The organism is Streptomyces sp. CB02980, assembly GCF_014451325.2.
Classification (GTDB): Bacteria; Actinomycetota; Actinomycetes; order Streptomycetales; family Streptomycetaceae; genus Streptomyces.
Genome location: NZ_JACSCH020000002.1, coordinates 145220 through 171130, shown reverse-complemented (window position 1 = coordinate 171130; position 25911 = coordinate 145220). Strand labels below are relative to the sequence as shown.

Annotated in this window: 10 protein-coding genes; 6 read left to right on the top strand and 4 right to left on the bottom strand. The window is 73.4% G+C overall.

Annotated elements, in window-relative coordinates; translation table 11 throughout:
* Positions 1-50 precede the first annotated feature (50 nt).
* Complete coding sequence (locus tag E0F75_RS04395; RefSeq protein WP_187621134.1) at positions 51-1847, top strand: ABC transporter ATP-binding protein; 1797 nt, start codon at positions 51-53, stop codon at positions 1845-1847.
* 148 nt (positions 1848-1995) lie between these two features.
* The gene (locus E0F75_RS04390) at positions 1996-2499 is read left to right on the top strand and encodes a GNAT family N-acetyltransferase (RefSeq protein ID WP_229312496.1); all 504 of its coding nucleotides are present in this window, start codon (positions 1996-1998) and stop codon (positions 2497-2499) included.
* A 227-nt stretch (positions 2500-2726) separates the two neighbouring features.
* Here E0F75_RS04390 and E0F75_RS04385 read toward each other — a convergent pair whose 3' ends face one another.
* Both E0F75_RS04385 and E0F75_RS04380 read right to left on the bottom strand, forming a co-directional pair.
* The gene (locus E0F75_RS04385) at positions 2727-3470 is read right to left on the bottom strand and encodes a MarR family winged helix-turn-helix transcriptional regulator (RefSeq protein ID WP_187621132.1); all 744 of its coding nucleotides are present in this window, start codon (positions 3468-3470) and stop codon (positions 2727-2729) included.
* A 148-nt stretch (positions 3471-3618) separates the two neighbouring features.
* Complete coding sequence (locus E0F75_RS04380) at positions 3619-4566, bottom strand: methionyl-tRNA formyltransferase (protein ID WP_187621131.1); 948 nt, start codon at positions 4564-4566, stop codon at positions 3619-3621.
* A 241-nt stretch (positions 4567-4807) separates the two neighbouring features.
* Here E0F75_RS04380 and E0F75_RS04375 point away from each other — a divergent pair, with 241 nt between their 5' ends.
* The 4 genes from E0F75_RS04375 (at position 4808) to E0F75_RS04360 (ending at position 22058) form a co-directional block, all read left to right on the top strand.
* On the top strand, positions 4808-6193 hold the full coding sequence (locus tag E0F75_RS04375; protein ID WP_187621130.1) for a lysine N(6)-hydroxylase/L-ornithine N(5)-oxygenase family protein: 1386 nt from the start codon (positions 4808-4810) through the stop codon (positions 6191-6193).
* Between the two features lie 103 nt (positions 6194-6296).
* Positions 6297-7358 (top strand): iron-siderophore ABC transporter substrate-binding protein, encoded by a 1062-nt coding sequence (locus E0F75_RS04370; RefSeq protein ID WP_187621129.1) that lies wholly within the window; start codon positions 6297-6299, stop codon positions 7356-7358.
* Positions 7359-7488: 130 nt separating this feature from the next.
* Positions 7489-21852 carry a non-ribosomal peptide synthetase gene (locus tag E0F75_RS04365; RefSeq protein WP_187621128.1) on the top strand — a complete coding sequence of 4788 codons (14364 nt, stop codon included), beginning with the start codon at positions 7489-7491 and terminating at the stop codon, positions 21850-21852.
* A complete protein-coding gene (locus tag E0F75_RS04360) occupies positions 21849-22058 on the top strand; it encodes an MbtH family protein (protein ID WP_187621127.1) in 210 nt (69 codons plus the stop codon). Before E0F75_RS04365 ends, E0F75_RS04360 begins: the two co-directional genes overlap by 4 nt.
* A gap of 209 nt (positions 22059-22267) precedes the next feature.
* Here the strand turns inward: E0F75_RS04360 and E0F75_RS04355 are convergent, their stop codons facing one another.
* Together E0F75_RS04355 and E0F75_RS04350 are read right to left on the bottom strand one after the other, a co-directional pair.
* Positions 22268-24097 carry an ABC transporter ATP-binding protein gene (locus E0F75_RS04355; RefSeq protein WP_229312495.1) on the bottom strand — a complete coding sequence of 610 codons (1830 nt, stop codon included), beginning with the start codon at positions 24095-24097 and terminating at the stop codon, positions 22268-22270.
* 74 nt (positions 24098-24171) lie between these two features.
* Positions 24172-25869: an ABC transporter ATP-binding protein gene (locus E0F75_RS04350; protein ID WP_187621125.1), complete on the bottom strand. Its 1698-nt coding sequence runs from the start codon at positions 25867-25869 to the stop codon at positions 24172-24174.
* Between the last annotated feature and the right edge of the window lie 42 nt (positions 25870-25911).

Here is a 25911-nt window from a genome sequence, read left to right as displayed (position 1 = left end):
GTTTGGGAAACCCTTTGACCTTTCTGGAACAGAGGTGTTCCATTGTGGGTATGTCATCCTCCGTTGCGCCTCGCCTGAGCGTCCTGTGGTCCTTCGCCCGCCCGCACCGGCGCACCCTGGTCAAGGGACTCGCCCTCGCCCTGGTCGCCTCCGCCCTGGGCCTCGCCACGCCCATGGTCACCAAGCACGTGCTCGACGCACTGGGCAGCGCGTCCTCCCTCACGGGACCCGTGGCGGCGCTCGTCGTGCTGCTCGTCGTCGGCGCCGGGGTGTCCTACTGGCAGTGGACCCTGCTCGGGGCGCTGGGGGAGCGGGTGGTCCTCGACGCCCGCGAGTCGATCGTGCGGCGCTTCCTGCGCGCCACCGTGCCCGGCGTCACCCGCAGCCCCACCGGTGAACTCGTCACCCGTGTCACCTCCGACACCGTGCTGCTCCGCGAGGCCGCCGCCTCCTCCTTCGTCGGCCTGATCAACGGGGCGGTGATGCTGGTGGGCAGCCTCGTCCTCATGGGCTTCCTCGACCTGGTGCTGCTCGCCACCACGATCGTCGCCGTCGCCCTGGTCGGCGTGGTCTTCGGGCTCCTCATGCCCGGCATCGCCCGGTCGCAGAAGCAGGCCCAGGAGCACGTGGGACGGCTCGGCGGCGTCCTCGAAGGCACGCTGCGGGCGATCCGTACCGTCAAGGTCAACCGCGCCGAGGAGCGCATGACCGAGCGGATCCTCACCGACGCGCGCGCCTCGGCCGAGTACGGGATCCGGGCCGTCCGCCGCGAGGCGCTGGCCTGGACGACCGCCTGGTCGGGCGTCAACCTGGCCATCATCGCGATCCTCGCCGTCGGCGCCTGGCGCGTCGGCGAGGGCCGGCTCGAGGTGTCCGGCCTGATCGCCTTCCTCCTCTACACCTTCGCCCTCATGGACCCGATCACCGAACTCAGCCAGAACGTGACCGCCCTCCAGTCCGGCATCGCCGCCGCCGAACGCATCCGGCAGGCCGACGCCCTGCCGTCCGAGGAGACCTCACCGTCCGCGGGGGCCGACGCCGGCGCACGTGTCCGGGAACCCCGGGAGCTCCAGGAACCCCACGAACTCCGGGACGACGTGCCCGTCCTGGAGCTGCGGAACGTCACCGCGGCCTACGGCCCGGACGCCGAGGCGGCCGTACGGGACATCGACCTCGTCATCCCCCGGCGCGGCCACACCGCCGTCGTCGGTCCCTCGGGAGCGGGCAAGACCACCCTGCTCTCCCTGGTCCTGCGGTTCCTGGAGCCGACCGGCGGCGAACTGCTCCTCGACGGGCGGCCGTACCGCGACCACGCCCATGCCGACATCCGGGCCCGCCTCGCCTACGTCGAGCAGGACACCCCCGTCGTCCCCGGCACCATCCGCGACAACCTGCTGCTCGCCCGACCCGACGCCACCACGGAGGACCTGCGGCGCGTCCTGCACGACGTACGGCTCACGGAGAAGGTCGACGCCCTGGAGGAGGGACTGGACACGCCCCTCGCCACCGCGAACGTGTCGGGCGGGGAGCGGCAGCGCATCGCCCTGGCACGGGCGCTGCTCGCCACCCCCGACGTGCTGCTCCTCGACGAGGCCACCGCCCAGCTCGACGGTCTGACCGAGGCGGCCGTGCAGGAGTGCGTCCGCTCCCGTGCGGACACCGGAGCCGTGGTGACGATCGCGCACCGTCTGTCGACGGTGATCGACGCGGACACCATCGTCGTCATGGAGGCGGGCCGGGTCAGGGCGCAGGGCCGGCACGAGGAACTGCTCGTGTCGGACACCCTCTACCGCGACCTGGTCGAGTCCCTGCGGATCGCCGCCGTCACCGGCGCCCCCGTGAACTGAGCGCCCCCGCCTGAGGTGATGCGAATGCTGCGATGAGACAAGTCTAGTTAGGGAAGGCTTACCTGACTCAAATATGGTGTGGTGGAGTCGAGCGACGGCGGCCCCCCGATGGGCCCGTCGCCTCCAACCCCACGGGAGTGAGAAGCCGTTGACCACAGCCACGCCCCGCCCGGGCATCCGGTCGGAGTCCGTCGCCGTCGTCCGCCCCGCCGGGCGGTCGGACGCCGCCGCCGTGCACCGGCTGTCCGTGCCGTTCGTGCGCGAGGGGGCGCTGCGGGACCGTCCCGTGAGCCGGTACGCCCGTGACGCGGCGGACTTCCTCGTCGCCGAGACCGCGGACGGAGGCCTGGCGGGATGTGTCGCACTGCACCGTCGGCAGGACGCGCGCGGCAGGGCGGCCGCCGTGCTCTACAACTTCTGTGTGGCGGCCGGGAATCAGGGGCGCGGCATCGGCTCCGCGCTCCTGCGGGCCGTGCTCGCCGAGGCGGCGACCCAGGGTGTGTCCCGGGTCTTCACTGCGACCGCCGGCAGCGGGCTGCTCTTCCTGCGCCACGGATTCGTCGTGGGCGGCGAGGATGAGGCGCCCCCGGAGTGGCGCGCCCGCCTCGACCCGGCGCGGGGCTCCCGAGTCCTGGTGCGCGCCCTGAACTGAGCGTGGGTGGGGCCGGTACGGACGCGGTCCGCACCGGCACGGTGCGACGCGCACGAGCGGCTGCACGAGCTGACGGACCTGGCCCCCGGGTACGCGATCCGGACGGCCGTCACGCTGGGTCTGTTCGACCTGGTCGACGCCGGGGTGCGTGAGCGCCCGGAGCGCCTGTGCCCCCTCGCCCGGAAGGGCGAGGGGGCACAGGTCGTCGTGGTGGATCCCGGCGGTGGTCAGGACCCGGTGCGCGGAGCCGGCGTACCGTATCCGCGCCCGCGCGCCACACCGGCCGGGGGCCGTTCGAGGTGGCCGTGTACGCGGCGCAGCAGGGAGCCGAGCTGTTCGCGTTCCGCCGCGTCGAGCGGGGCCAGGATCTCGTCGTCGGCGGAGGCGATCTCCGCGCTGAGGCCGGCGAGGTACGTCCGGCCCTCCGCGGTGAGCTCCACGACGACTCGGCGCCGGTCCGTCCGGTCGCGGACGCAGTCCACCTGCCCGATGCGGGCGAGGTCGTTGACGATCTTCACCAGGTCACTGGCGTTCATGTCGAGCCGCGACGCCAGGGCCGTCTTCATCTGGGGGCCGAGGTCCGCGAGCAGGGTCATCACGGTGAGATGCCACAGCCGCAGCCCACGGGCCTCCAGTCGCTCCGTGAGCTTCCGGCGCGCGACCTTGCCGAGCGCGTACATGAGGTACGCGTTGAGGTTCAGGACACTGGGGGGAGTCATGCTCATGGAGGGCGGGGGGACGGCGGCGGGAGTGTCGCCGCGGTCCGTTCCGCCGGCGGCCGCCTCGGCGACGGCGCGCAGCAGGGCCGGTTCGCCACCGCTGCGGCCCGCGGCCGCGTCGAGCGTCAGGTCGGTGTTGGCGAGGGAGCTGAAGACCTTCGCCCAGTCGGTCGGCATGTTCGATATGCCGATGACGGCGAACGTCGCCCCCGAGGCGTCGCACGCCACACCGTTGACGATCGGCTGTTCCATCGCTGTGCCTCACTGTCCGAGCGGTCGGTCACCAACCGCCGGGCCTCACCGATAGGTTGGGTTAACCTACCCAGATCTGACACGGGGGCCGCCATGCTGCTCGGGCGGGACCGACGACCCCCGTCGACGTGCTCGGAGCCCATGCCCGTCAGGGACGGGCGACGAGGTAGCCGCCCATGGACGTGAAGTACTCGGTCGCCGGGAGCTCGCGGCCGTCCTCCGTCCGGACGCGGGTGATCGCCAGGCCGTGGTTGCGGCCCGTGCGCGCGTCGGCGCCGGCGACGATCACGACACCCTCGCCCTCGCGGTAGAAGATGCGGCCCGGTGTGCCGCCGTACCGTCCCTCGGAGACGACAGCGGAGAGGACTTCGAGCCGCTTGCCCCGGTGGAAGGTGAAGGCGCTCGGGTAGGGCGCGGACTGGGCGCGGACCAGCCGCTCCAGAACGTCGGCGGGCCAGTTCCAGTCGATCCGGATGTCCTCCTCGGCCCGCTTGTGGAAGAAGCTGGCCCGGGAGCGGTCCTGCTGGGTGAACTCGGCCTGTCCGGAGGCGATCTGGTCGAGTGCGCCGATCGTGACCGGGGCGATGAGGTCGACCGTCTTGTGGAAGAGGTCGGTCGTCGTGTCCTTCGGCCCGACGGGGACCGCGTGCTGCTGGACGATGTCGCCGGCGTCGAGCACCTCGTCCATCATGTGGGCGGTGACGCCGACTTCGGACTCGCCGTTGATGAGGGCCCAGATGAGCGGCGAGAAGCCGGCGTACTTGGGCAGCAGCGAGTCGTGGATGTTCAGCGTGCCGTGGCGGGGCAGGTTGTAGATGTGCGGCGGGATCCACGTACGCCAGTTGTTGGCGACGATGATGTCCGGGTCCGCCTCCTTGAGGCGCGCGAACAGCTCCTCGTCGTCGGGCCGGTTGCGGATCACGACCGGGACGCCGTGCTCCTCCGCCAGGTCGGCGACCGAGTCGCTCCAGATCTTCTCGTAGGCGTGCTCGCTCTTGGGGTGCGTCACGACGAGCACCACGTCGTGTTCGGAGTCCAGGAGCGCTTGGAGGGTGCGGTGGCCCCAGGTCTGATAGCCGAACATGACGACCCGCATATGGGGTTCCTCCTCAGAAGAGCGATTGACCGTCAGCAAGTAAAGCAAGGCTTACCTAACAGTGCAACTGGCTTGATTTGTGCGGTCGTTCATGGGGTGACCTTCACCCCTTGTCCGTTTCGCCCGGTCGACAGTCGCGCTTAATCAGGTTAGCTTTACCTAAGTTACGCAGGGCCGCCGGTGACACCGGTGTGCTCGATGCCCCCGTTCCCCAGCTTCTTTCCCGCACGATGGGAGTGACATGTCGCAGGGTTCTCCTGGTGACGCACCTCTGGTCCACGACCTCATCGGTATCGGCTTCGGGCCGTCCAATGTGGCCATGGCGATAGCGCTCAGCGAGCACAACGCACGCGTCGGAAGAGCGGAAGCGGTCACCGCCCACTTCTTCGAGCGCCAGCCGCAGTTCGGCTGGCACCGCGGCATGCTGATCGACGACGCGACCATGCAGGTGTCCTTCCTCAAGGACCTGGTGACGCTGCGCAATCCGACCAGCGAGTACAGCTTCCTCTGCTACCTGCAGAGCAAGGGCCGGCTGATCGACTTCGTCAACCACAAGAACCTCTTCCCCCTGCGCGTCGAGTTCCACGACTACTTCGAGTGGGCCGCGTCCAAGGTCGACGACATGGTCTCCTACGGCCACGAGATCGTCTCGGTGGAGCCGGTCGAGCGGGACGGTGTCGTCGAGTACCTCGACGTGACCGCCCGCGCCGGGGACGAGCTCGTCGTCCACCGCGCCCGAAACCTCGTCCTCGGCACGGGACTTCGCCCGAAGATGCCGGAGGGCGTCGAGCGCAGCGACCGCGTCTGGCACAACTCCGACCTGCTCCGCAAGGTCGAGGGCCTGGAGGGCACGAACCCCCGGCGGATCGTCGTCGTCGGTGCCGGCCAGAGCGCCGCCGAGAACGTGGCCTATCTGCACCGCCGCTTCCCCGAGGCCGAGATCTGCGCCGTCTTCTCGCGGTACGGCTACAGCCCCGCCGACGACAGCGCCTTCGCCAACCGGATCTTCGACCCCGACGCCGTCGACGAGTACTTCACGGCTCCCGACGACATCAAGCGCAAGCTGATGGACTATCACGGGAACACCAACTACTCCGTGGTGGACATCGACCTCATCGACGACCTGTACCGGCAGGCGTACCAGGAGAAGGTCCTCGGCACCGAGCGACTGCGCTTCATCAACATCTCCCGGCTCACCGGCGTCGAGGACGGCCCGGACAAGGTCCGCGCCTTCGTCACCTCCCTCGTCACCGGCGAGGAGACCGTGCTCGAGGCCGACGTCGTCGTCTACGCCACGGGGTACACGCCCGCCGAGCCCCTCGGCCTCCTCGGCCCGGTCGGCGACCGCTGCCACCGCGACGACCAGGGCCGGGTCCGCGTCGAGCGGGACTACCGGCTGGCCACCGACCCCGAACTGCGCTGCGGCATCTACCTCCAGGGCGGCACGGAGCACACCCACGGCATCACCTCGTCGCTGCTCTCCAACACCGCGATCAGGGTCGGCGAGATCCTCGACTCGGTCCTCGACCGGGCCCCCGCTCCGGCCGACCCCTCCGCCTCCGTCCCCGCCCCGCCCTCCGCCGACGAGGTCAGGTCCGTGGTCGACGGCGTGGGCACGGCGCGCTAGCGTCCCCCGCTCCACCCCCCACGCGCCAATCGCCACTCCCGTCGCGCGGTTTCCCGTGCCCCGGCGGGCGTGGCAGCACTGTGAATCCCCGAAAGGAACGTCCGTGTCCGCTGGTGCACGTCCCGCTCTGGCGCGGTTCGCCAGATCCGCTCCCCGCGTAGCCGTTCTCGCCGTGGCGGCCCTCGCCCTCTCCGCCTGTGGCGGCGGGGCCGAGAAGTCCGACTCGCCGTCCCCTTCCACCACTTCGGCCGCCGCCGACGGGGGAGCCAAGCCCGCCGCGTTCCCCGTCACGGTCGAGCACAAGTACGGCTCCACGACCATCGACAAGGAGCCGAAGACGATCGTCACCCTCGGCCTCTCCGACCAGGACGCGGTGCTCGCGCTCGGCGTCACGCCGGCCGGCTCGGTCGACTGGTTCAAGGAGAAGCCGTACGGCAAGTGGCCCTGGACCAAGGAGAAGTGGGGCACGAACACCCCGCAGATCGTCGGTGAGCGCGACGAGTACAACATCGAGAAGATCGCGGCCCTCAAGCCCGACCTCGTGATCGCCCAGTACTCGGGGATGAAGAAGGAGCAGTACGACACGCTCTCCAAGTTCACCAAGGTCGTCGCCCAGCCCAAGGACCACCCGGACTACGGCGCCCCCTGGCAGCTGATGACCCAGCAGATCGGCAAGTCGCTGGGCAAGGACGCCGAGGCCGCCAAGCTGATCTCGGACATCGACGCCCGCTTCAAGGCCGCCCGCGAGAAGCACCCCGAGTGGGCCACCAAGACGCTCGCCGTCGCCGACAGCTTCGAGGCCGGCAAGTACTCGGCGTTCACGAAGATCGACCCCAAGTCGATCTTCTTCCAGGAGCTGGGCTTCAAGCTCAAGCCGGAGATCGACACGCTGTCCAAGCCGGGATTCAACGTCGCCGAGCTCAGCGCGGAGAAGCTCAACGTCCTCGACGTCGACCGGCTCGTCTGGGTCACCTCCAGCACCGAGGCCAACGACCGGATCAAGGCCGAGCCGCTCTACAAGAAGCTGAAGGTCAACCAGGAGAAGCGCGACCTGTTCGTGCCGTACCAGGACCCGGACATCGGCGCCGCGTTCTCCTTCAACACCGTTCTGTCGATCCCGTACGCCATCGACCAGATCGAGCCGCTCCTCGCGGCTGTCAAGTGACGCACGCCAGCTGACGTGCCACCAGCCAGCAGCTGACCCGACCGACGGCGTGGCGGAACTCTCGCCACGCCGTCGGCGCTTGTGCCGTCACCGTCTGCCACGCACCTCCAGGGAAAGGCCACTTCGTACGATGTTTGACGTCGAGCCGTCGGACCGGAACACCCCCTCCGGCCTCCCCGTCACCGGCGGGCAATCCGGCATCTGGCTGGCCCAGCAGATCGAACCGGACAGCTCCGCCTACAACATCGTCTTCGCGCTGCACCTCCGCGGCGCCATCGACCTCGACCGCCTGACCGCCGCCGTCCGCCAGGCCGTCGAAGAGGCCGAGTGCCTGCACGTACGGGTCACCCCCGGAGACGACGGGCCGCGCCAGACGCCCCGTACCCGCACCCTCCCCGTCGACCTCACCGTCGTGGACCTGCGCGAGGCCGCCGACCCCGACGAGGCCGCCGCCGCGTGGGTGGACGCCGACCGGGACCGGCCCGTCAACCTCGCGCTCGACCCGCTCTTCGCCCACGCACTGCTGCGGCTCGCCGACGACCGCGTCCTGTGGTGCCAGCGCTACCACCACATCGTGATGGACGGGATGGGCGTCGCGCTCGTCACCCGGCGGGCCGGCGAGCTCTACACCGCGGGCGACAAGGCGTCCGAGCCCCGCGACTGGTCGCTCTCCCGGCTCGTCGCCGCCGACCGCGCGTACCGCGCCTCCGACCGGCACGCCGCCGACCGCGCCTGGTGGCTGGAGCGGATGGCGGGCCGGACCGAGCCCGTACGGCTCGTCGACCGCGCCGCCACCCTCATGACCCGACGCCTGCGGCGGACCGCCGAGCTGTCCCCCGAGACCGTCGAGCGGCTGAACGCCGCCGCCCGGACCGCGGGCGTACGACCGTCCCGGATCCTGCTCGCGGCCGTCGCCGCCCATCTGCACCGCGCCGGCGGCGAACAGGACCTCGTCCTCGGCCTGCCGGTCGCCGCCCGCGAGGACGAGGTCTCCGCGGCCGTCCCCGGCATGGTGTCCAACATCGTCCCGCTGCGCCTCGCCGTCCACCCCGGCACGACCGGCGCCGCCCTCGTCGCCCAGGTGCGCGAGACCGTCGCCGACGCCGTCGCCCACGGGCGCTACCGCGCCGAGGACCTGGCCAGGGAACTCGGCCTCGTCGACGGCGTGCCGGAGCTCGTCGGACCGACCGTCAACATCCTGCCCCGCTCCGAGGACCTCCGCTTCGCCGGCCACCGGGCCGAACTCCGCCCGGAATGGCTCGGCCCGGTCAGCGACCTGGCGTTCAGCTTCGCCGAGGGCGCGGACGGCCGCGGATACACCGTCCACCTCGACGTGGACGCCGACGTCTGCGACGCGGCCACCCTCGCCGACCACGAGCGCCGCTTCCTCGCCCTCATCGACGCCTTCGCCGCCGACCTGGACCGCCCCGTCGGCCGCATCGAACTCACCTCGGAGGCCGAACGCGCGCGCCTCCTCGACGAGTTCGGCGTCGCACCCCGCGAGGTCCCGGAGCTCTCCTGGCCCGCCGCGTTCGAGCGACAGGTCCGCCGGAGCCCCGAGGCCGTCGCGCTCGTCTGCGAGGACCGGGAGCTGACGTACGCCGCACTCGACGAAGCCGCCGACCGGCTCGCCCGGCTGCTCCGCTCCCGGGGCGTCGGCGCCGAGGACGTGGTGGGCGTGGCCCTGCCCCGCTCACCGGAGCTTGTGGTGGCCCTGCTCGCCGTGATGAAGGCCGGCGCCGCCTATCTGCCGCTGGACGCGGACCACCCGCAGGACCGCATCGCCTACATGCTGTCCGACGCCGGTGCCCGCACCGTCGTCACCGTGCGCGACCTCGCCGGCGACCTCCCGGAGACGGCGGGCGTCGGTCATCTGCTGCTCGACGACCCGGCCACCGAGGCCGCCCTCGCCGCCGCGACCGACCCCGGCCCGGGACCGGCCGTCGCCCTCGACCAGGCCGCGTACGTCATCTACACCTCGGGCTCCACGGGCCGCCCCAAGGGCGTCGTCGTCTCGCACGACGGCGTCGGCAGCCTCATCGCCACCGCCACCGACCGGATCGGCATCACCGCCGAGAGCCGGGTCGTCCAGTTCGCCTCCGTCGGCTTCGACGTGACGGTCTGGGACCTGATCATGTCGCTGTGCGTCGGCGGCCGGATCATCGTGGTCCCCGCCGAGCGCCGTGTCGCGGGCCCCGCGCTCACCGAGTACATCGCCCGCCACCGTGCCACCCACATGATCCTGCCGCCCTCGCTGGTCTCCGCGCTCCCGCAGGAGTGCGAACTCCCGCAGGGCGCCGTCCTCGTCGTCGGCACCGAGGCGGTCCCCAGCGAGCTGATCGCCCGCTGGGGCGGCCGGCTCCGGGTCGTCGTCGCGTACGGACTCACCGAGGCCACCGTCAACTCCACGCTCTGGCTCGCCGACCCCGACCGCCCGGGACCCGCGCCGATCGGCCGGCCGGACCCCAACACGCGCGCGTACGTCCTCGACACGGCGCTCCGGCCCGTCCCCGTCGGCGCGGAGGGCGAGCTGTACGTCTCCGGGCGCGGCCTCGCACGCGGCTACCTGGGCCGCCACGGGCTGACCTCGGAGCGGTTCGTCGCCGATCCGTACGGGCCTCCCGGCACCCGCATGTACCGCACGGGCGACCGGGTCCGCTGGGGCGCCGACGGCAACCTGGAGTTCCTCGGCCGCGCCGACGGCCAGATCAAGATCCGCGGTCACCGCGTGGAGCCGGGCGAGATCGAGAGCGCCTTCATGGCCTGCGAGGGCATCGCCCAGGCCGCCGTCCTGGCCCGCGAGGACCACCGCGGAGTGAAGCGGCTGGTCGCGTACCTGGTCCCGGAGGCAGCGGCGGACGGGCGCGGCGAGGCGGCCGTGACCGCCGCACGCGCCCGCGTGACCGACGCCCTGCCCGACTACATGGTGCCCTCCGGCGTCGTCGTCCTCGACGGACCGCTGCCGCTGACCCCCAACGGCAAGCTCGACGCCAAGGCCCTGCCCGAGCCCCGCTGGACCTCCCTGACCGGCACCGACACCCCGGGCACCCCCGCCGAGACCGCGCTCGCCGCGCTGTTCGCCGACGTCCTCGGCCTGCCCACGGTCGGCGTCCACGACAGCTTCTTCGAACTCGGCGGCGACAGCATCGTCGCCATCCAGCTGGTGAACCGCGCCCGAGAGGCCGGGCTCGCGATCACCCCGCGCGACGTGTTCCGCAGCCGGACCGTGGCCGCCCTCGCCCGCACCGCCGGAGAGACCGGCGCCGCACCGGCGCGGCCGCAGGTGGAGCTCGACACGGACGCGCTGCCGGTCTCCCCGCTCCAGGAAGGTTTCTTCTTCCACGCGGAGTTCGACCACCGGGCCGCCGACCTCTACTTCGTCCAGGAAGTCCTCGACCTCGCCGGGCCCGTCGACCCCGACCGGCTCCGCCGTGCGCTCCAGCTGCTCCTCGACCGGCACCCGCTGCTGCGGGCCTCGTTCCGGCAGCTCCCCGGCGGCGAGGTCGTCCAGCGGCTCGCCGACCACGTGACCCTCCCGTGGCGCGAGGCAGACACCGCCGAGACCGGCCTCGACGACATCCTCCGCGCCGACCGCGCCGAACGGTTCGCCCTCGACCGGCCGCCGCTCCTGCGCGCCACCCTCGTCAAGGACGGCCGGCGCCACCGGCTCCTCCTGACCCTCCACCACATCGTCGCCGACGGCTGGTCGGTCTCCGTCCTGCTGCGGGAACTGACCGACGCCTACCGGGGCGCCGCACTGCCGGAGCCCGCGGCCCCGGAGCCGTACCTCTCCTGGCTCGCCGGCCGCGACCGCGACGCCGCACGCGAGGCGTGGCGGCAGGCACTCGCCGGCCTCGAAGGACCGACGCGGCTCCCCGCGCTCACCGCCCCGGGGGACGAGGCCGAAGGCCCCGCCCGCCCCGAGCACGTCGACACCCGCCTGCCCCATGACCTCACCGAAGCGCTGACCACGTACGCCAGGACCCGCGGACTCACCCTGAGCAGCGTCTTCCACGGCGTGTGGGGACTGCTGCTCGGCGCCCTCACCGGCGGCCGGGACGTCGTCTTCGGCACCACCGTCTCCGGGCGGACCACCGAGGTCGCGGGCCTGGACTCCGCCGTCGGCCTGTTCATCAACACCGTCCCCGCCCGGGTGACCCTCCGCCCCGACGAGACGCTGACCGAGCTGCTCCGACGCGTCCAGGACGAGCACGCGGCCCTCCTCGACCACCAGCACCTCGGGCTCGCCGACATCCAGCGGATCGCGGGCGGCGGCGAACTCTTCGACACCCTCGTGGTGTTCGAGAACCACCCCGGCGCCGAGGGAGGACCGGGCGCCCCGGAGCCCCTCGTCACCGGTGCCGAGGTGTTCGACGCCGTGCACTACCCGCTCGCGCTCGTCGTCGAGCCCACCGCCGACGGCCTGCTGCTGCGGTTCAAGCACCACGCCGCCCGGCTCGACCAGGTGGCCGTGGCCGTCCTCGCCAACCGGTTCACCGCCCTGCTGCGGACCGTGGTGGCCGAGCCCGACCGTCTCGTCGCCCGGACCGACCTGCTGTCCGGCCGCGAGCGCGCGCACCTCACCGACCTCAACGCCACCGCCCGTCCCGTCGCCGAAGCGACGCTCACCTCGCTCTTCGCCGACCGGGCGGCCCGTACTCCGCACGCCCCGGCCGTCGTCTTCGACGACACCACCCTCAGCTACGCCGAACTCGACCGCCGGGCCGAGGCCCTGGCCCGGCGACTCCGGGAGCGGGGCGCGGGCCCCGAGCGGTACGTGGCCGTGGCCGTCCCGCGCTCGGCCGAGCTGATGGTCGCGCTGCTCGGCGTCCTCAAGGCGGGCGCCGCCTATCTGCCCGTCGACCTCGACTACCCCGCCGACCGGGTGGCGTTCATGCTCGCCGACTCGGGCGCGCGGCTCGTCGTGACCACGGAGGAGGCCGCCGGGCGGCTGCCCGCCGTACCGGACCTCGACCACGTCGTCGTCGGCGCGGCGTCCTCGGGGGAGGAGCCGCACGCCCCCGAGGCCGCGCCCGGACGGGCCGCCGCGCCGGGCCGGGCCGCCGCCCCCGACCACCCCGCCTACCTCATCTACACCTCCGGCTCCACCGGCCGCCCCAAGGGCGTCGCCGTCACCCACCGCGCCATCGTCAACCGGCTCGCCTGGATGCAGGGCGCGTACGGGCTCACCGCCGACGACCGGGTCCTCCAGAAGACCCCGTCCAGCTTCGACGTGTCGGTGTGGGAGTTCTTCTGGGCGCTGACCGAGGGCGCGACCGTCGTCCTCGCCCGCCCGGACGGCCACCGCGACCCGGAGTACCTGGCCCGTCTCATCGCCGAACGGGCCGTCACCACCACGCACTTCGTACCGTCGATGCTGGCCGCGTTCGTCCAGGTCATGGAGTCGACCCCGGACGCTCCGGACTGGGCGGCGAGCCTGCGCCGGGTGTTCTGCAGCGGTGAGGCCCTTACCGGAGCCGACGCCCGCCGCTGGTGGGAGCTGACCTCACGCGCCGGGCGCACGCCCGTACCGCTGCACAATCTGTACGGCCCCACGGAGGCGGCCGTCGACGTCACCTTCTTCCCCTACGAGGGAGGCACCGAGGCGGCCGTCCCCATCGGCCGGCCCGTCTGGAACACCCGGCTCCACGTGCTGGACCCGTTCCTGCGCCCCGTGCCCGACGGAGTGCCCGGCGAGCTCTACCTCGCCGGCGTCCAGCTGGCCCGCGCCTACCACGACCGCCCCGGCCTCACCGCCGAACGGTTCGTCGCCGACCCGTTCGGGTCGCCGGGGGAGCGGATGTACCGCACCGGCGACCTTGTGCGCCGCCGCGCCGACGGCGCCGTCGAGTACCTCGGCCGCACCGACCGCCAGGTCAAGATCCGCGGCAACCGCGTCGAGCTGGGCGAGATCGAGACCGCCCTGGCCGCGCTCACCGGCGTGGCCCGCGCGGCCGTGGTCGTCCGCGAAGGCGCCCTCGTCGGCTACGCCGTCCCCGCCACCGGCGCCACTCCCGCCTCCGAGGCCCTGCACGCGGCCCTCACCGAGGCGCTGCCCGCCGCGATGGTGCCGAGCGCCGTCGTCGTCCTCGCCGAACTCCCGCTGACGCCCAGCGGCAAGCTCGACCAGAACGCCCTGCCCGCACCCGAGACCGCGCCCCGGACCGCCGGCCGCGCGCCGCGCGACGAGCGCGAGCGCGCCCTGTGCGCGATCTTCGACGAGGTCCTCGGCGTCCCCGGAACCGGCATCGACGACGACTTCTTCGTCCTCGGCGGCGACAGCCTCAGCTCCATCGCCGTCGCCACGCGGGCGCGTGAGCAGGGCCTGACCCTCAGCCCCCGCGACGTGTTCGAGCACCGCACCCCCGCCGCCCTCGCCGCGGCCGCAGCCACCCACGGGGACGCCGAGGCGCCCCCGACCGCCGACTCCACCGAGGTACCCGTGCACTCCGACGGCGTGACCGTCTCCGCCTCCGACGCCGGGCAGGCAGCCGCCGCCCTCCAGGCCGTCCTCGCCCTCCAGCAGCAGTCCGGCGCCGCCGTCGACCCCGCACTGCGGGCCCTCCTCGACCAGCTGACCGCCGCCGCGCCGCCCCCGGCCCCGGAACCCCCGGCCCCCGCGCCGCTCGCCGGACCGGAGCTCACCCCGGAGGAGACCGCCCGCGTCCACGCCGCCGCCGGGCTGCCCGTCGCGGACATCTGGCCGCTCTCCCCGCTCCAGGAGGGCATGTACTTCCACGCCACCTACGACGCGGGCGACGCGCTCGACGTCTACCAGTCCCAGGAGACCCTGGACCTCGACGGCCGGATCGACGCCGACCGGCTGCGCGCCGCCTGCCGCACCCTCCTCGACCGCAACACCGGCCTCCGCGCCGGATTCACCAGCGACGGCCTGCCCAGCCCCGTCCAGTTCATCGTGGACGGCGCCGAGATCCCGCTCGTCGAGGCCGACCTCTCGGGGCTGCCCGCCGACGAGCAGCGGACCCGGACCGAGGAACTCCTCGCCGCCGACCGCAGGCGCCGCTTCGACCTCTCCGCCGCGCCCCTCTGCCGACTGCTCCTCATCCGCCTCGGCGACGGCCGGGACAAGCTCGTCGTCACCCACCACCTCATCCTCTGGGACGGCTGGTCCGCCTGGCTGTTCCTGGAGGAGCTGTTCACGCTGTACGAGCGGGCCGGTGACCCCACGGGCCTCCCGCTGCCCGGCTCGTACCGCGACCACCTCGCCTGGCTGGACGCCCAGGACACCTCCGTCGCCCTCGACGCCTGGCGCGGGGCCCTCGCGGGCTTCGACGAGCCGACGCTGCTCGCCCCGTCCGGGCGCGACACCGGGCCCGTCATCCCGGTGGACTTCGACGCCCACCTCACCCAGGAGGCCGGCGACCGGCTCCGTACCGTCGCCCGCCGGCACGGACTCACCCTGAACACCGTCCTCAACGCGGCCTGGGCCCTGGTGCTCTCGGCCATGACCGGCCGCGCCGACGTCGCCTTCGGCACGGCCGTCGCCGGACGCCCGGCGGACGTCCCCAACGTGGCCGGCATCATCGGCATGTTCCTGAACACGATCCCCGCCCGGGTCGCCTTCACCCCGGACGAGCCCCTGCTCGACGTGCTGCGCCGCATGCAGTCCGAGCGCGCCGCCGTCATGCCGTACGAGTACGTGGGCCTGGGCACGCTCCAGCAGGAGTCCGGCCACCGCCGCCTCTTCGACACCCTCTTCGTGCTCCGCTCGGCCGACGGAGAGGACCGCGCCGCGGCCCTCCGCGAACGCCACGGCATCACCGACGTGTCGAACGTGGACGGCACCCACTTCCCGCTCACGCTGATCGTCACCCCCGGCGCACGCCTGAAGGTCACCCTGGCCGCCCGGCCCGACCTCTTCGACGCCGACGCCGCGGGCACGATCCTCGCCCGGTTCACCACGGTCCTCGACCGCCTCGGCGAGGCCCTCGCGGGGCCCGCCGTCGCCTCCGCGCGCACCGTCGGCGTGGACCTGCTGCTCCCGGAGGAGAGCGCCGCCCTGCGCACCGCCCGGGAGTCGGGGCGCGAGCCGGTGCCGGACGAGACCGTCGCCGACATGCTCACCGCCCAGGTCGCCCGTACTCCCGACGCGGTCGCGCTGGTCTTCGGCGAGCGCGCCCTCACGTACGCCGCACTCGACGAGCAGGTCAACCGGCTGGCCCGGCTGCTGCTCGCCCGGGGCGCCGGGCCCGAGAAGGTCGTGGCGCTCGCGCTGCCCCGGTCCATCGAGATGGTCGCCGCGCTGTTCGCGGTCCTGCGGACCGGCGCCGCCTACCTGCCGCTCGACCTCGATCACCCCGCCGACCGGCTGCGGCTGATGGCCGAGGACACCGGGCCGCTCTGCCTGGTGTCCACCACCGCCGTCGCCCCGACGCTGCGGCGCGAGGACGGTCCCGTCGCCCTCGAAGTCCTCCTCGACGACGAGGCCGTGCTCGGCGAGCTCGCCGCGCTGTCCGGGGACGGGATCACCGACGCCGAGCGCCCCGCGTTCGCCCACGGGGTGCCCGACCGCCTGGAGTCCCCGGCGTACGTCATCTACACCTCCGGCTCCACCGGCCGCCCCAAGGGTGTCGTCACCCCCTACCGGGGCCTGACGAACATGCAGCTCAACCACCAGAAGGAGATCTTCGACCCGGCCATCGCCTCCGCCGGCGGCCGACGCCTGCGCATCGCGCACACCGTGTCCTTCGCCTTCGACATGTCGTGGGAGGAGCTGCTCTGGCTCGTCGAGGGCCACGAGGTGCACGTCTGCGACGAGGAACTCCGCCGCGACGCCGAAGCACTGGTCGCCTACTGCGACGAGCACCGCGTCGACGTCGTCAACGTGACGCCCACCTACGCCCAGCTCCTCATCGAGGAGGGCCTCCTCGACCAGGACGAGGCCGAGGGCAAGCACCGGCCGGCGCTCGTCCTGCTCGGCGGCGAGGCCGTCTCCGACACCGTGTGGACGCAGCTGCGCCGCACCGAGGGCACGTACGGGTACAACCTCTACGGCCCCACCGAGTACACGATCAACACCCTCGGCGGCTCCACCACCGAGAGCGCCACCCCGACCGTCGGCCGGCCCATCCGCAACACCCGCGCCCATGTCCTCGACACGATGCTGCGGCCCGTCCCGCCGGGCTGCCCCGGCGAGCTGTACATCGCCGGCACCGGCCTCGCCCGCGGCTACCACGACCGGGCCGCGCTGAACGCCGAGCGGTTCGTGGCCGACCCCTTCGGGGAGCCCGGCGAGCGCATGTACCGCACGGGCGACCTCGTCCGGCAGCGCCCCGACGGACTGCTCGACTTCCTCGGCCGCACCGACGACCAGGTCAAGATCCGCGGCTACCGCATCGAGCTCGGCGAGATCTCCACGGCCCTGTCCGCCCATCCCGAGGTCGCCCACGCGGCCGTCGTCGTCCACGAGACCGCCGGAACGAAGCGCCTCGTCGGCTACTTCGTACGGGAGGACGGCACGGTCGCAACGGAGGACGGCACGCTCGTACGCGAGGACACCACCTCCGGCGGCGAGGACGTCGACGACCTCGTCCAGCGGCTCCGCGAGCACCTCAAGTCCCGCCTCCCCGACTACATGGTCCCGTCGGCCCTGGTCCCCGTCGCCACCCTGCCGCTGACCGTCAACGGCAAGCTCGACGTCAAGGCCCTGCCCGCCCCCGACCTCACCGGCACGGGCCGGAGCCGCGCCCCGCGCACCCCGCGGGAGGAGACCCTGTGCGGGCTCTTCGCAGAGGTCCTCGGCCTGGCCGCGGGCAGCGTCGGAATCGACAGCGACTTCTTCGACCTCGGCGGACACTCGCTCCTCGCCACCCGGCTCGTCAGCCGGGCCCGTACCGCCCTCGACGCCGAGCTGGCGATCCGCGACCTGTTCGAGGCGCCGACCGTCGCCGAACTCGTCGAGCGGGCGGCCGCCTCGCGCGGCGCCGCCCGCCCGGCGCTCGTCGCGGCCGAGCGCCCCGACGAACTGCCGCTCTCGCACGCCCAGCAGCGCCTGTGGGTCATCCAGCAGATCGAGTGCACCTCCGCCGCGTACAACTTCCCCCTGGTCATGCGAGTGCGCGGCACCTTCGACCGCGCGGCGTGGAGCGCCGCCCTCACCGATGTGACCGACCGTCACGAGGCCCTGCGGACGCTCTTCGCCGAGCGCGAGAGCGACGGCCAGGCGTACCAGCGGATCCTGCCCGCCGGTACGGCCGCCCCGGTCGTGGAGCATCTGCGCGCCACCGAGGACGAGGTGCCCGGCATCGTGGACGCCGCCGTGCGGCGGCCGTTCGACCTCGCCTCCGAGCTGCCGATCCGTGCCACCGTCGTGGAGGTGGCGCCCGACGAGCACGTCGTCGTCCTGCTGCTCCACCACATCACCACCGACGAGTGGTCCGACCGCCCCTTCCTGCGGGACCTCACGACCGCCTACACCGCCCGCCTCGCGGCCGCCGCGCCGGACTGGGAGCCGCTGCCCGTCCAGTACGCCGACTACGCCCTCTGGCAGCAGAAGCTCCTGGGCGACCCGGCCGACCCCGAAAGCCTCGCCGCCCGGCAGCTGGAGCACTGGCGCACAACCCTGGCCGGCGCCCCCGAGGAACTGGAACTCCCCACCGACCGGCCGCGGCCCGCGCGCCCGGCCTTCACCGGCGCCGAACTCGACATCACCTTCGACCGCACCGTCCACGAGGGCCTGCGGCGGCTCGCCCGCGACACCGGCGCCAGCATGTTCATGGTCGCCCACGCGGCGGTGGCCGCCCTGCTCCACCGCCTCGGCGCCGGCACCGACATCCCCCTCGGCGCGCCGATCGCGGGCCGCGGCGACGAGGCCCTGGACGAGCTCGTCGGCTTCTTCGTCAACACCCTGGTGCTCCGCACCGACCTCGGCGGAGACCCGTCCTTCACCGAACTCCTCGGCCGGGTCCGGGAGGCCGACCTCGCCGCGTTCTCCCACGCGGACGTGCCCTTCGAGTCGGTCGTGGAGAAGCTCAACCCGACCCGCTCGCTCTCCCGGAACCCGCTGTTCCAGGTGATGGTCGGATACCACGCCCGTACGGACGAGGCCCTGCGACTGCCGGGACTCGAGGCCGGCTACCTGCCGCACCGGATCGGCACCGCCAAGTTCGACCTCGTGTTCAGCTTCACCGAGCACACCTCGGCGGACGGCGCCGCCGACTCCCTCGGCTGCCGCCTGGAGTTCGCCACCGAACTCTTCGACCAGCAGACCGCCGAGAGCATCGGCGACCGCCTCGGCAGGCTGGTCGCGACCCTGGTCGCGGCCCCCGACCGGCCGCTTTCCGAGGCCGGGATCCTCACCGACGAGGAGCACCGCCTCGTCCTCGAAGGCTTCAACGGCCTGCCCCGCGAGGTCGACGAGGAGACCCTGCCGGCGCTCTTCGCCCGGTGGGTGGCCGAGCGCCCCGACGCCGTCGCCGTCGTCGAGCGCTCCCGCTCGGTGACGTACGCGCAGCTCGACGCCCGCGCCAACCGGCTCGCCCGGCTGCTCGCCGACCGCGGTGTCGGCGCCGAGAGCGTCGTCGGCGTGGCCGTCCCCCGCTCGGTCGACATGATCGCCACGGTCGTCGCCGCCCTGAAGCTCGGGGCCGCGTTCCTGCCGCTCGACCTCGTCCACCCCGGCGACCGCCTCAGCTACATGATCGAGAACTCCGGGGCCGCAGTCGTGGTCGGCACCGAGCCCGTCGCCGGGAAGATCCCCGGCGTCGACGGAGTCCCGGTGCTGCTGCTCGACGCCCCGGACGTCGCCGCCGAGCTCGACGCCCTGCCCGCGACCCCGCCCGCCGGTGGTCCGGCGGGCCTCGACCAGGCCGCGTACGTGATCTACACCTCCGGCTCCACCGGCCGCCCCAAGGGCGTCGTCGTCCCGCACGAGGGCATCGCCAGCCTGGTCGCCACGGCGGTCGACCGGATGGGCCTGGAACACGACAGCCGGGTCCTCCAGTTCGCCTCCATCGGCTTCGACGTCTTCGCGTTCGAACTGGCCATGGCCCTCTGCCACGGCGGACGGCTCGTCCTCATCACCGACGAGGCCCGGGTCGCAGGACCCGCCCTCACCGACTTCCTCGAAGACCAGCGGATCACCCACATGATCCTGCCGCCGTCGCTGGTGTCGGCCCTGCCGCCCGGCTGCCGACTGCCCGAAGGGTCGACCGTCCTGGTCGGCACCGAGACCGTGCCGCCGGACCTCTTCGAGCGCTTCGGCGCCACCGCGAACCTGATCTGCGCGTACGGGCTCACCGAGGCGACCGTCAACTCCACCCTGTGGCCCGCCAACGAGCACGGCGGCCGCGCCGGCGGCCGGGTGCCCATCGGCCGCCCGGACCCCAACACCCGCTGCTACGTCCTCGACGAGCACCTCCGGCCCGTCCCGCCGGGAGTGATCGGCGAGCTGTACGTGGCCGGGCGCGGTCTCGCCCGGGGCTACCTCGGGCAGGCCGGGCTCAGCTCGGAACGGTTCGTCGCCGACCCGTACGGCGCCCCCGGCAGCCGTATGTACCGCACCGGCGACCGGGCCCGCTGGCGGGCCGACGGCAACCTGGACTTCCTCGGCCGGGTCGACACCCAGGTCAAGATCCGGGGCTTCCGCATCGAGCTGGGCGAGATCGAGGCCGCCCTCGCCGGGCACCCGTCGGTCGCCCAGGCCGCCGTCCTGCCCGACCGCGACGGCGACATCGTCCGGCTCGTCGGCTACGCCGTACCCGAACCGGGCGCGGACCTCGCGCTGGACGCGCAGGAACTCCGCGCCCACGTCGCCGCGGTCCTGCCCGAGTACATGGTCCCCGCCCTCGTCGTCCCGCTCGACGGCCCGCTGCCGCTCACCCCGAACGGCAAGCTGGACCACAAGGCGCTGCCCGCTCCGGACTGGTCGGCGATGACCGGTGACGCCGCTCCCGCGACCGAGACGCAGGCGCGGATCGCGGAGCTGTTCTGCGAGATCCTCAAGCTGGACGCCGTCGGCGTGCACGACAGCTTCTTCGCCCTCGGCGGCCACTCCATGGCCTCCATGCGTCTCCTGGGCCGCATCCGCGCCGAGTTCGGCGTCGAGCTGAGCATCCGCGACGTCTTCGACGCACTCACCGTCGCCGGCATCGCGGGCAAGCTGGAGGGCGCGAGCGCGGCACGTCCCGCCCTGCGCCCGGCCGAGCCCGGGGCCGCCGACGGCACGGAGCCGCCGGTGGCGCCCGTACAGCGGTGGCAGTGGCAGGCCTACCGGCGCAACCCCGGCTTCGACCACGCACTCGTCCTGCGTTCGCCCGGCGGCCTGGACACCGACGCGCTCGCCGCGGCGCTCGCCGACGTGACCGCCCGCCACGAACCGCTCCGCACCGCCTTCACCGACCGCGACGGAACCCTGGCCCGCCGGGCCGTCGAGGCGCCGGACCTGGCCGTGGAGCGGTGCGCGGACCTCGACGTACGGCTCGGCGAACTCGCGGCCGCCGCACCGGACCTGGAGCGGGAGGCCCCGCTGCGGGCCCGGCTCCTCACCGGCGCCGACGGCGCCCAGGCGGTGCTGCTCACCCTGCACTACCTGGCCGTCGACGAGTGGTCGGTGGTCCCGCTGTTCCGCGACCTCACCACCGCCTACGGGGCGCGGACGGCCGGGCGCACGCCCGACTGGCAGCCGCTGCCCGTGAGTTACGGCGACTACGCCCGCTGGGCCCGCGACGTCCTCGGCGATCCGGCCGACCCCGAAAGCCGGGGCGGACGCCAACTGGCGTACTGGCGACGGACGCTCGCCGACGCGCCGCGCGAGCTGGCCCTGCCGACGGAGGCCCGGGCCGCCGTGCCCGCACAGCGGGGGAGCCGGACCGCCGGAGTCGTCGAGTTCACGCTCGACGATCGGCTGCACGCGGACGTGGACCGGCTCGCGCAGGCCACCGGCACCAGCATGTTCATGGTGCTGCACGCGGCCCTCGCCGCCCTGCTCACCAGCCACGGGGCGGGCACCGACCTGCCCATCGGCACGATGGTCGCCGGGCGCGGCGACGACCAGCTCGCCGACCTCGTCGGCTGCTTCTTCAACACGGTCGTGCTGCGCACCGACACGGCGGGCGACCCCTCCTTCGCGGAGCTCCTGACCCGCGTGCGGGAGACCACGCTGAGTGCCCTCGACCGCCAGGACGTGCCCTTCGACGAGGTCGTCCGCACCGCCGGCCTGCGGCCGGAGGGCCCCCAGGTGATGGTGATCCACCACGAGCAGGCAGACCTGGAGCGCCTCCAGGGGGGTGTCGGCGACCTGATCGCCGTGCCGACCGGATCCACCCGCGCGGAGCTGACCCTCAGCTTCTACGAGCCCCGCGGCGAAGGGCCCGTGCACTGCGGCCTGATCCACGCGACGGAGCGGCTCGGGGCGGAGAAGGCGCGACGGCTCGCCGAGGAACTCCAGACCCTGCTGCGCACCGTGACAGACGACTCCGAACAGCCCCTGTCCCAGCTGTTCGGCGTGACACACAAGAGGAGTGAGAACGCATGAGCACCAACCCGTTCGAGGACCCGCAGGGCCGCTTCCTGGTTCTGGTCAACGACGAGAACCAGCACTCGCTGTGGCCCTCCTTCGCCGAGGTCCCCGCCGGGTGGCGGACCGTCTTCGGCGAGGACACCCGCGAGGGGTGCCTGGCCTACGTGGAGACCCACTGGACCGATCTGCGCCCGGCGAGCCTCATCGCCGTCCAGGACTGACCCGGCGCCACCGGCCCTGACACCGACCGCCGCCCGCGGGGGAGTTCCCCTCGCGGGCGGCGGTGTGCGTGGGCCCGGGGCCGCCCGTAGCACCCCCGGACGACGGGGACCGGGCACGGCGCGGGGAGCACGAAGGGGGCAGCACGAAGGGGGGCAGCACGAAGGGGGCGGTACGACTCTCGTCGTACCGCCCCCTTCGGCCGGTCGTCTCAGACGACCGCTGAGGCCTGGGCGTCGGGGTCCGGAGCCGGCCGCGGCACCTGCTCCCCGGGCTCCTGGCGGCTGGCCGACCACGCGGCCCACAGGACGGCGTACCGGCCGCCCGCCGCCACCAGTTCCTCGTGCGTGCCGGTCTCCACGACGCGGCCCTGGTCGAGGACGACCACCCGGTCGGCGGCCGCGGCCTGCGGCAGCCGGTGCGCGACGAGCAGCCCCGTGCGGCCCTCCAGGGCCCGCGCCGCCGCCTCCTCCAGGACGCGCGCGCCGGCGCTGCCCGCGTCGGCGGTGGCCTCGTCGAGGATCGCGATCGGCGGGTCCGCAAGGACCAGCCGGGCCAGGGCCAGGTGCTGCGCCTGCGTCACCGTCAGCCGGTGGCCGCCCTCCCCGACGACCGTGGCGAGGCCCTCGGGCAGCGCCTCGGCCCACTCCAGCGCGTCGACGCGGTCGAGCGCCGCGCGAAGCTGCTCGTCGTCGGCCTCGGGCCGGGCGAGGCGCAGGTCGTCGGCGAGGGTTCCGGCGAAGACGTGCACCTCCTGGCTGATGAGCGCCACCGAGCGGCGCACCCCGGCCGGGCCCAGGTCCCCGGTGTCGACTCCGCCGAGGGCGATCGAGCCCCCGGTGGGGCTGTGGACGCCGGCGATGAGCTTGGCCAGGGTGGTCTTGCCGGCGCCGCTCGCGCCCACCAGGGCCACCCGCTCCCCGCTCCGTACCCGCAGGTCGACCTCGTGCAGGACCGGTGCGCCGGAGCCGTACGCGTGACTGAGCCCGGACACCTCGACCGAGCCGTCGGCGAGGGCGTGCGCCTCGCTCTCGGCGCGCTCCGCCGGAAGGTTCGAGACGCCGACGAGGCGGGCGAAGCTCGCGCCCGCCGACTGGGCGTCGTCCAGGAGGTACAGGGTCGCGTTGATCGGGTTGAAGAGGCTGTGGAAGTACAGCGCGGCCGCCGTGGCCGTACCGATGCTGACCGAGCCGTTGTCGACCAGGACGAACCCGGTCGCGAGCATCGCGGCGAGGCCGATGAACTCGGCGAGGTTGAGGCGGGAGAAGAACCCGGTGACGATGTGGATGCCCCGCAGGCCCAGGTCGCGGGCGGCCGCGGACCGCTTCTCCAGCAGGTCGGTGTGGGTGTCGTCGAGGCGGAACGCCCGTACGGTCCGGACGCCGCCGACGCTGTCGAGCAGCTGGTGCTGCAGGGCCCCGGTGGCGACGCGGTGCTCGCCGTACACGGGCGCGGCCCGGCGCATGTACCAGCGCACCGAGACCACCTGGACCGGGGACGCGAGGAGCGCCGCGATCAGGAAGCGCCAGTCGAGTACGGCGAGTCCGACGAAGGTGAGCAGGATCGTCAGGGCGGAGCGGCTGAACTCCGGCAGGGCCTGACGCACCGACTTGCCGATCACCGACACGTCGCTGGTGACCCGGGAGACCAGGTCGCCCGAGCCGGCCGCCTCGACCCGGTCGAGCGGCAGCCGCAGCGCCCGCTCGATGAACTGCTCGCGCAGCGCGGCCAGGACGGTCTCGCCCAGCCGGGCCACGAGGGTGCTGCCGACGGCCGCCGCCGCGCCCCGCGCGACGGCGACGACGACGAGCAGGACCAGGGGGAGGGTGAGTGCCGCCGCGCCCTTCTTGTCGACCACGAGGTCCACGATGTGTCCGAGCAGGGGAGCGGTGAGCAGTCCGACCGCGGTGCCGACGACGAGGACGGCGATCGCCGCCACGGCGAGGAGGCGGTGGCCGTGCAGCATGGTGCGGAGCGCCGCGACGGACTCGGCGCCGGTGGCGGTCGGCAGGAGCACGCGGTCCGGGCTGGTTCCGCTCATGGTCTGTTCCGTCTCTCTCGTCCGTCCTTCGTCCCGCTGCGGCCGGCTGTCGGTCCGTGTCTCGTCGGCGAGTGTCATGCGAGCACCGCCGCACGGTACGCCGCGTCGGCCGCGAGGAGATCGGTGTGGCGCCCGGTCGCCTGTACGGCGCCGTCCTCCAGGACGATCACGCGGTCGGTCACGGCGAGGAGAGCGGGGCTGGTGGTGACCAGGATCGTGGTGCGGTCGCGGCGGACCTCACGCAGCCGGGCGGCGATGTGGGACTCGGTGACGGTGTCCACCGCGGTCGTCGGGTCGTGCAGCACGAGGACGGGCCGGTCGGCGGCGAGCGCGCGGGCGAGGGCGACGCGCTGGCGCTGACCGCCGGAGAGCGAGCGGCCGCGTTCGGCGAGGAGGGTGTCCCCGCCGTCCGGGAGGAGCCGGGCGACGTCGTCGGCGGCCGATGCCGTGAGCGCCCGCTCGACGGCCGAGGTGTCGTCGGCGGCCCCGGCCCGGACGTTGTCGAGCAGCGTGCTCTCGAACAGGTCGGCGTCGTGGTGGGCGACCAGGACGACCCGGCGCAGCGCGTCGGGGTCGAGCGAGGTCAGCGGCGTGCCGTCGAGCTCGACGGCGCCCTCGGAGGGGTCCGCCTCGCGGGCCAGGCAGACGAGGAGGTCGTTGGCGGCGGCAGCGTCCCGGGCGACGATCCCGGTCAGGCTGCCCGCCGGGAGTTCGAGGTCGACGCCCCGGAGCGCGCCGAGCGTCACCCCGCGCAGGGCCACGTGTCCGGCCGTTCCGTCGGCGGGCACGTCGTGTCCGGTCCCGACGGCCTCGGGCGAGGCGAGTACTTCGGCGATCCGTTTGGCCGAGGCGCGGCCCTGGGCGAGCTCGGCGTTCACGTAGCCGAGCAGCTGGAAGGGGCCGAGGAGGAACTGCGCGAGACCGACGGCGGCGACCAGGTCGCCGACGCTGATGCTGCCGTCCATGGCGAGGTACGCGCCGACCACGCCGATGACGGCGATGAAGACGCCGGTCAGGGCGAGGACGGCGCCCTCGTGTCCGGCCCGGCTGCGCGCGGCGCGCAGGGCGGCGGACAGCGAGTCCTGGCTCGTGGTGCGGTAGCGGGCCACGGCCGCCGACTCGGCGCCCATGCCCTTGAGGACGCGGAGTCCGGAGACGAGGTCGGCGGCGACGCCCGAGGCGTGGGCGGCCCGCTCCTGCTCGGCCTCGCTGCGCTGTTCGAGCGGCCGGCTGATGCGGTGCCCGAGCCACAGCAGCGGCGGGATGCCGAGGAGGACGAGCAGGCCGAGGGGGACGGAGATCCTGAGGAGTGCGACGGCGCTGATCACGAGGGCGGCGACCGCCGACACCCCGTACGCGATGACGGTGGCCACCGAGCCCACGCGGCGGGCGTCGTTGGTGGCGATGCTGGTCAGCGCGCCGGGAAGGCGGTTCGCGTCGGCGCCGCCGCGGGGGTCGAGCACCCGGGTGGCCAGGTCGAGCCGGAGCCGGTGCGCGGCGAGTTCGCCGCTGCCCTCGGTGATCCGCGCGCTGATGCGGTAACAGGTCGACAGGACCAGGAAGAGCACGGCGAGGACGATGAGCAGGCGCAGCAGCGCCGAGGAGGAGCCGGTGGCGACCGCCGTGTCGATGGTGGCGCCGATGACCACCGGCACCAGGGCCTCGCAGCCCTGGTGGGTCATACCGAGCAGAGATGCCGTGATCACTCGGCGGCGTTGTCCTCTGATCGCCTGGCGGAGGACAAGTCCCCCCGTCGGTCCGCCCGTTGGCATGAGACTCCTTCACGGAGGTAGATGGTTGGTTAGGTAAGCCTA

Coding starts and splice junctions, on each gene's coding strand:
- E0F75_RS04375 (WP_187621130.1), top strand. CDS start 4,808: ATGTCGCAGGGTTCTCCTGGTGACGCACCTCTGGTCCACGACCTCATC.
- E0F75_RS04385 (WP_187621132.1), bottom strand. CDS start 3,470: ATGGAACAGCCGATCGTCAACGGTGTGGCGTGCGACGCCTCGGGGGCG.
- E0F75_RS04350 (WP_187621125.1), bottom strand. CDS start 25,869: ATGCCAACGGGCGGACCGACGGGGGGACTTGTCCTCCGCCAGGCGATC.
- E0F75_RS04360 (WP_187621127.1), top strand. CDS start 21,849: ATGAGCACCAACCCGTTCGAGGACCCGCAGGGCCGCTTCCTGGTTCTG.
- E0F75_RS04365 (WP_187621128.1), top strand. CDS start 7,489: ATGTTTGACGTCGAGCCGTCGGACCGGAACACCCCCTCCGGCCTCCCC.
- E0F75_RS04395 (WP_187621134.1), top strand. CDS start 51: ATGTCATCCTCCGTTGCGCCTCGCCTGAGCGTCCTGTGGTCCTTCGCC.
- E0F75_RS04355 (WP_229312495.1), bottom strand. CDS start 24,097: ATGAGCGGAACCAGCCCGGACCGCGTGCTCCTGCCGACCGCCACCGGC.
- E0F75_RS04380 (WP_187621131.1), bottom strand. CDS start 4,566: ATGCGGGTCGTCATGTTCGGCTATCAGACCTGGGGCCACCGCACCCTC.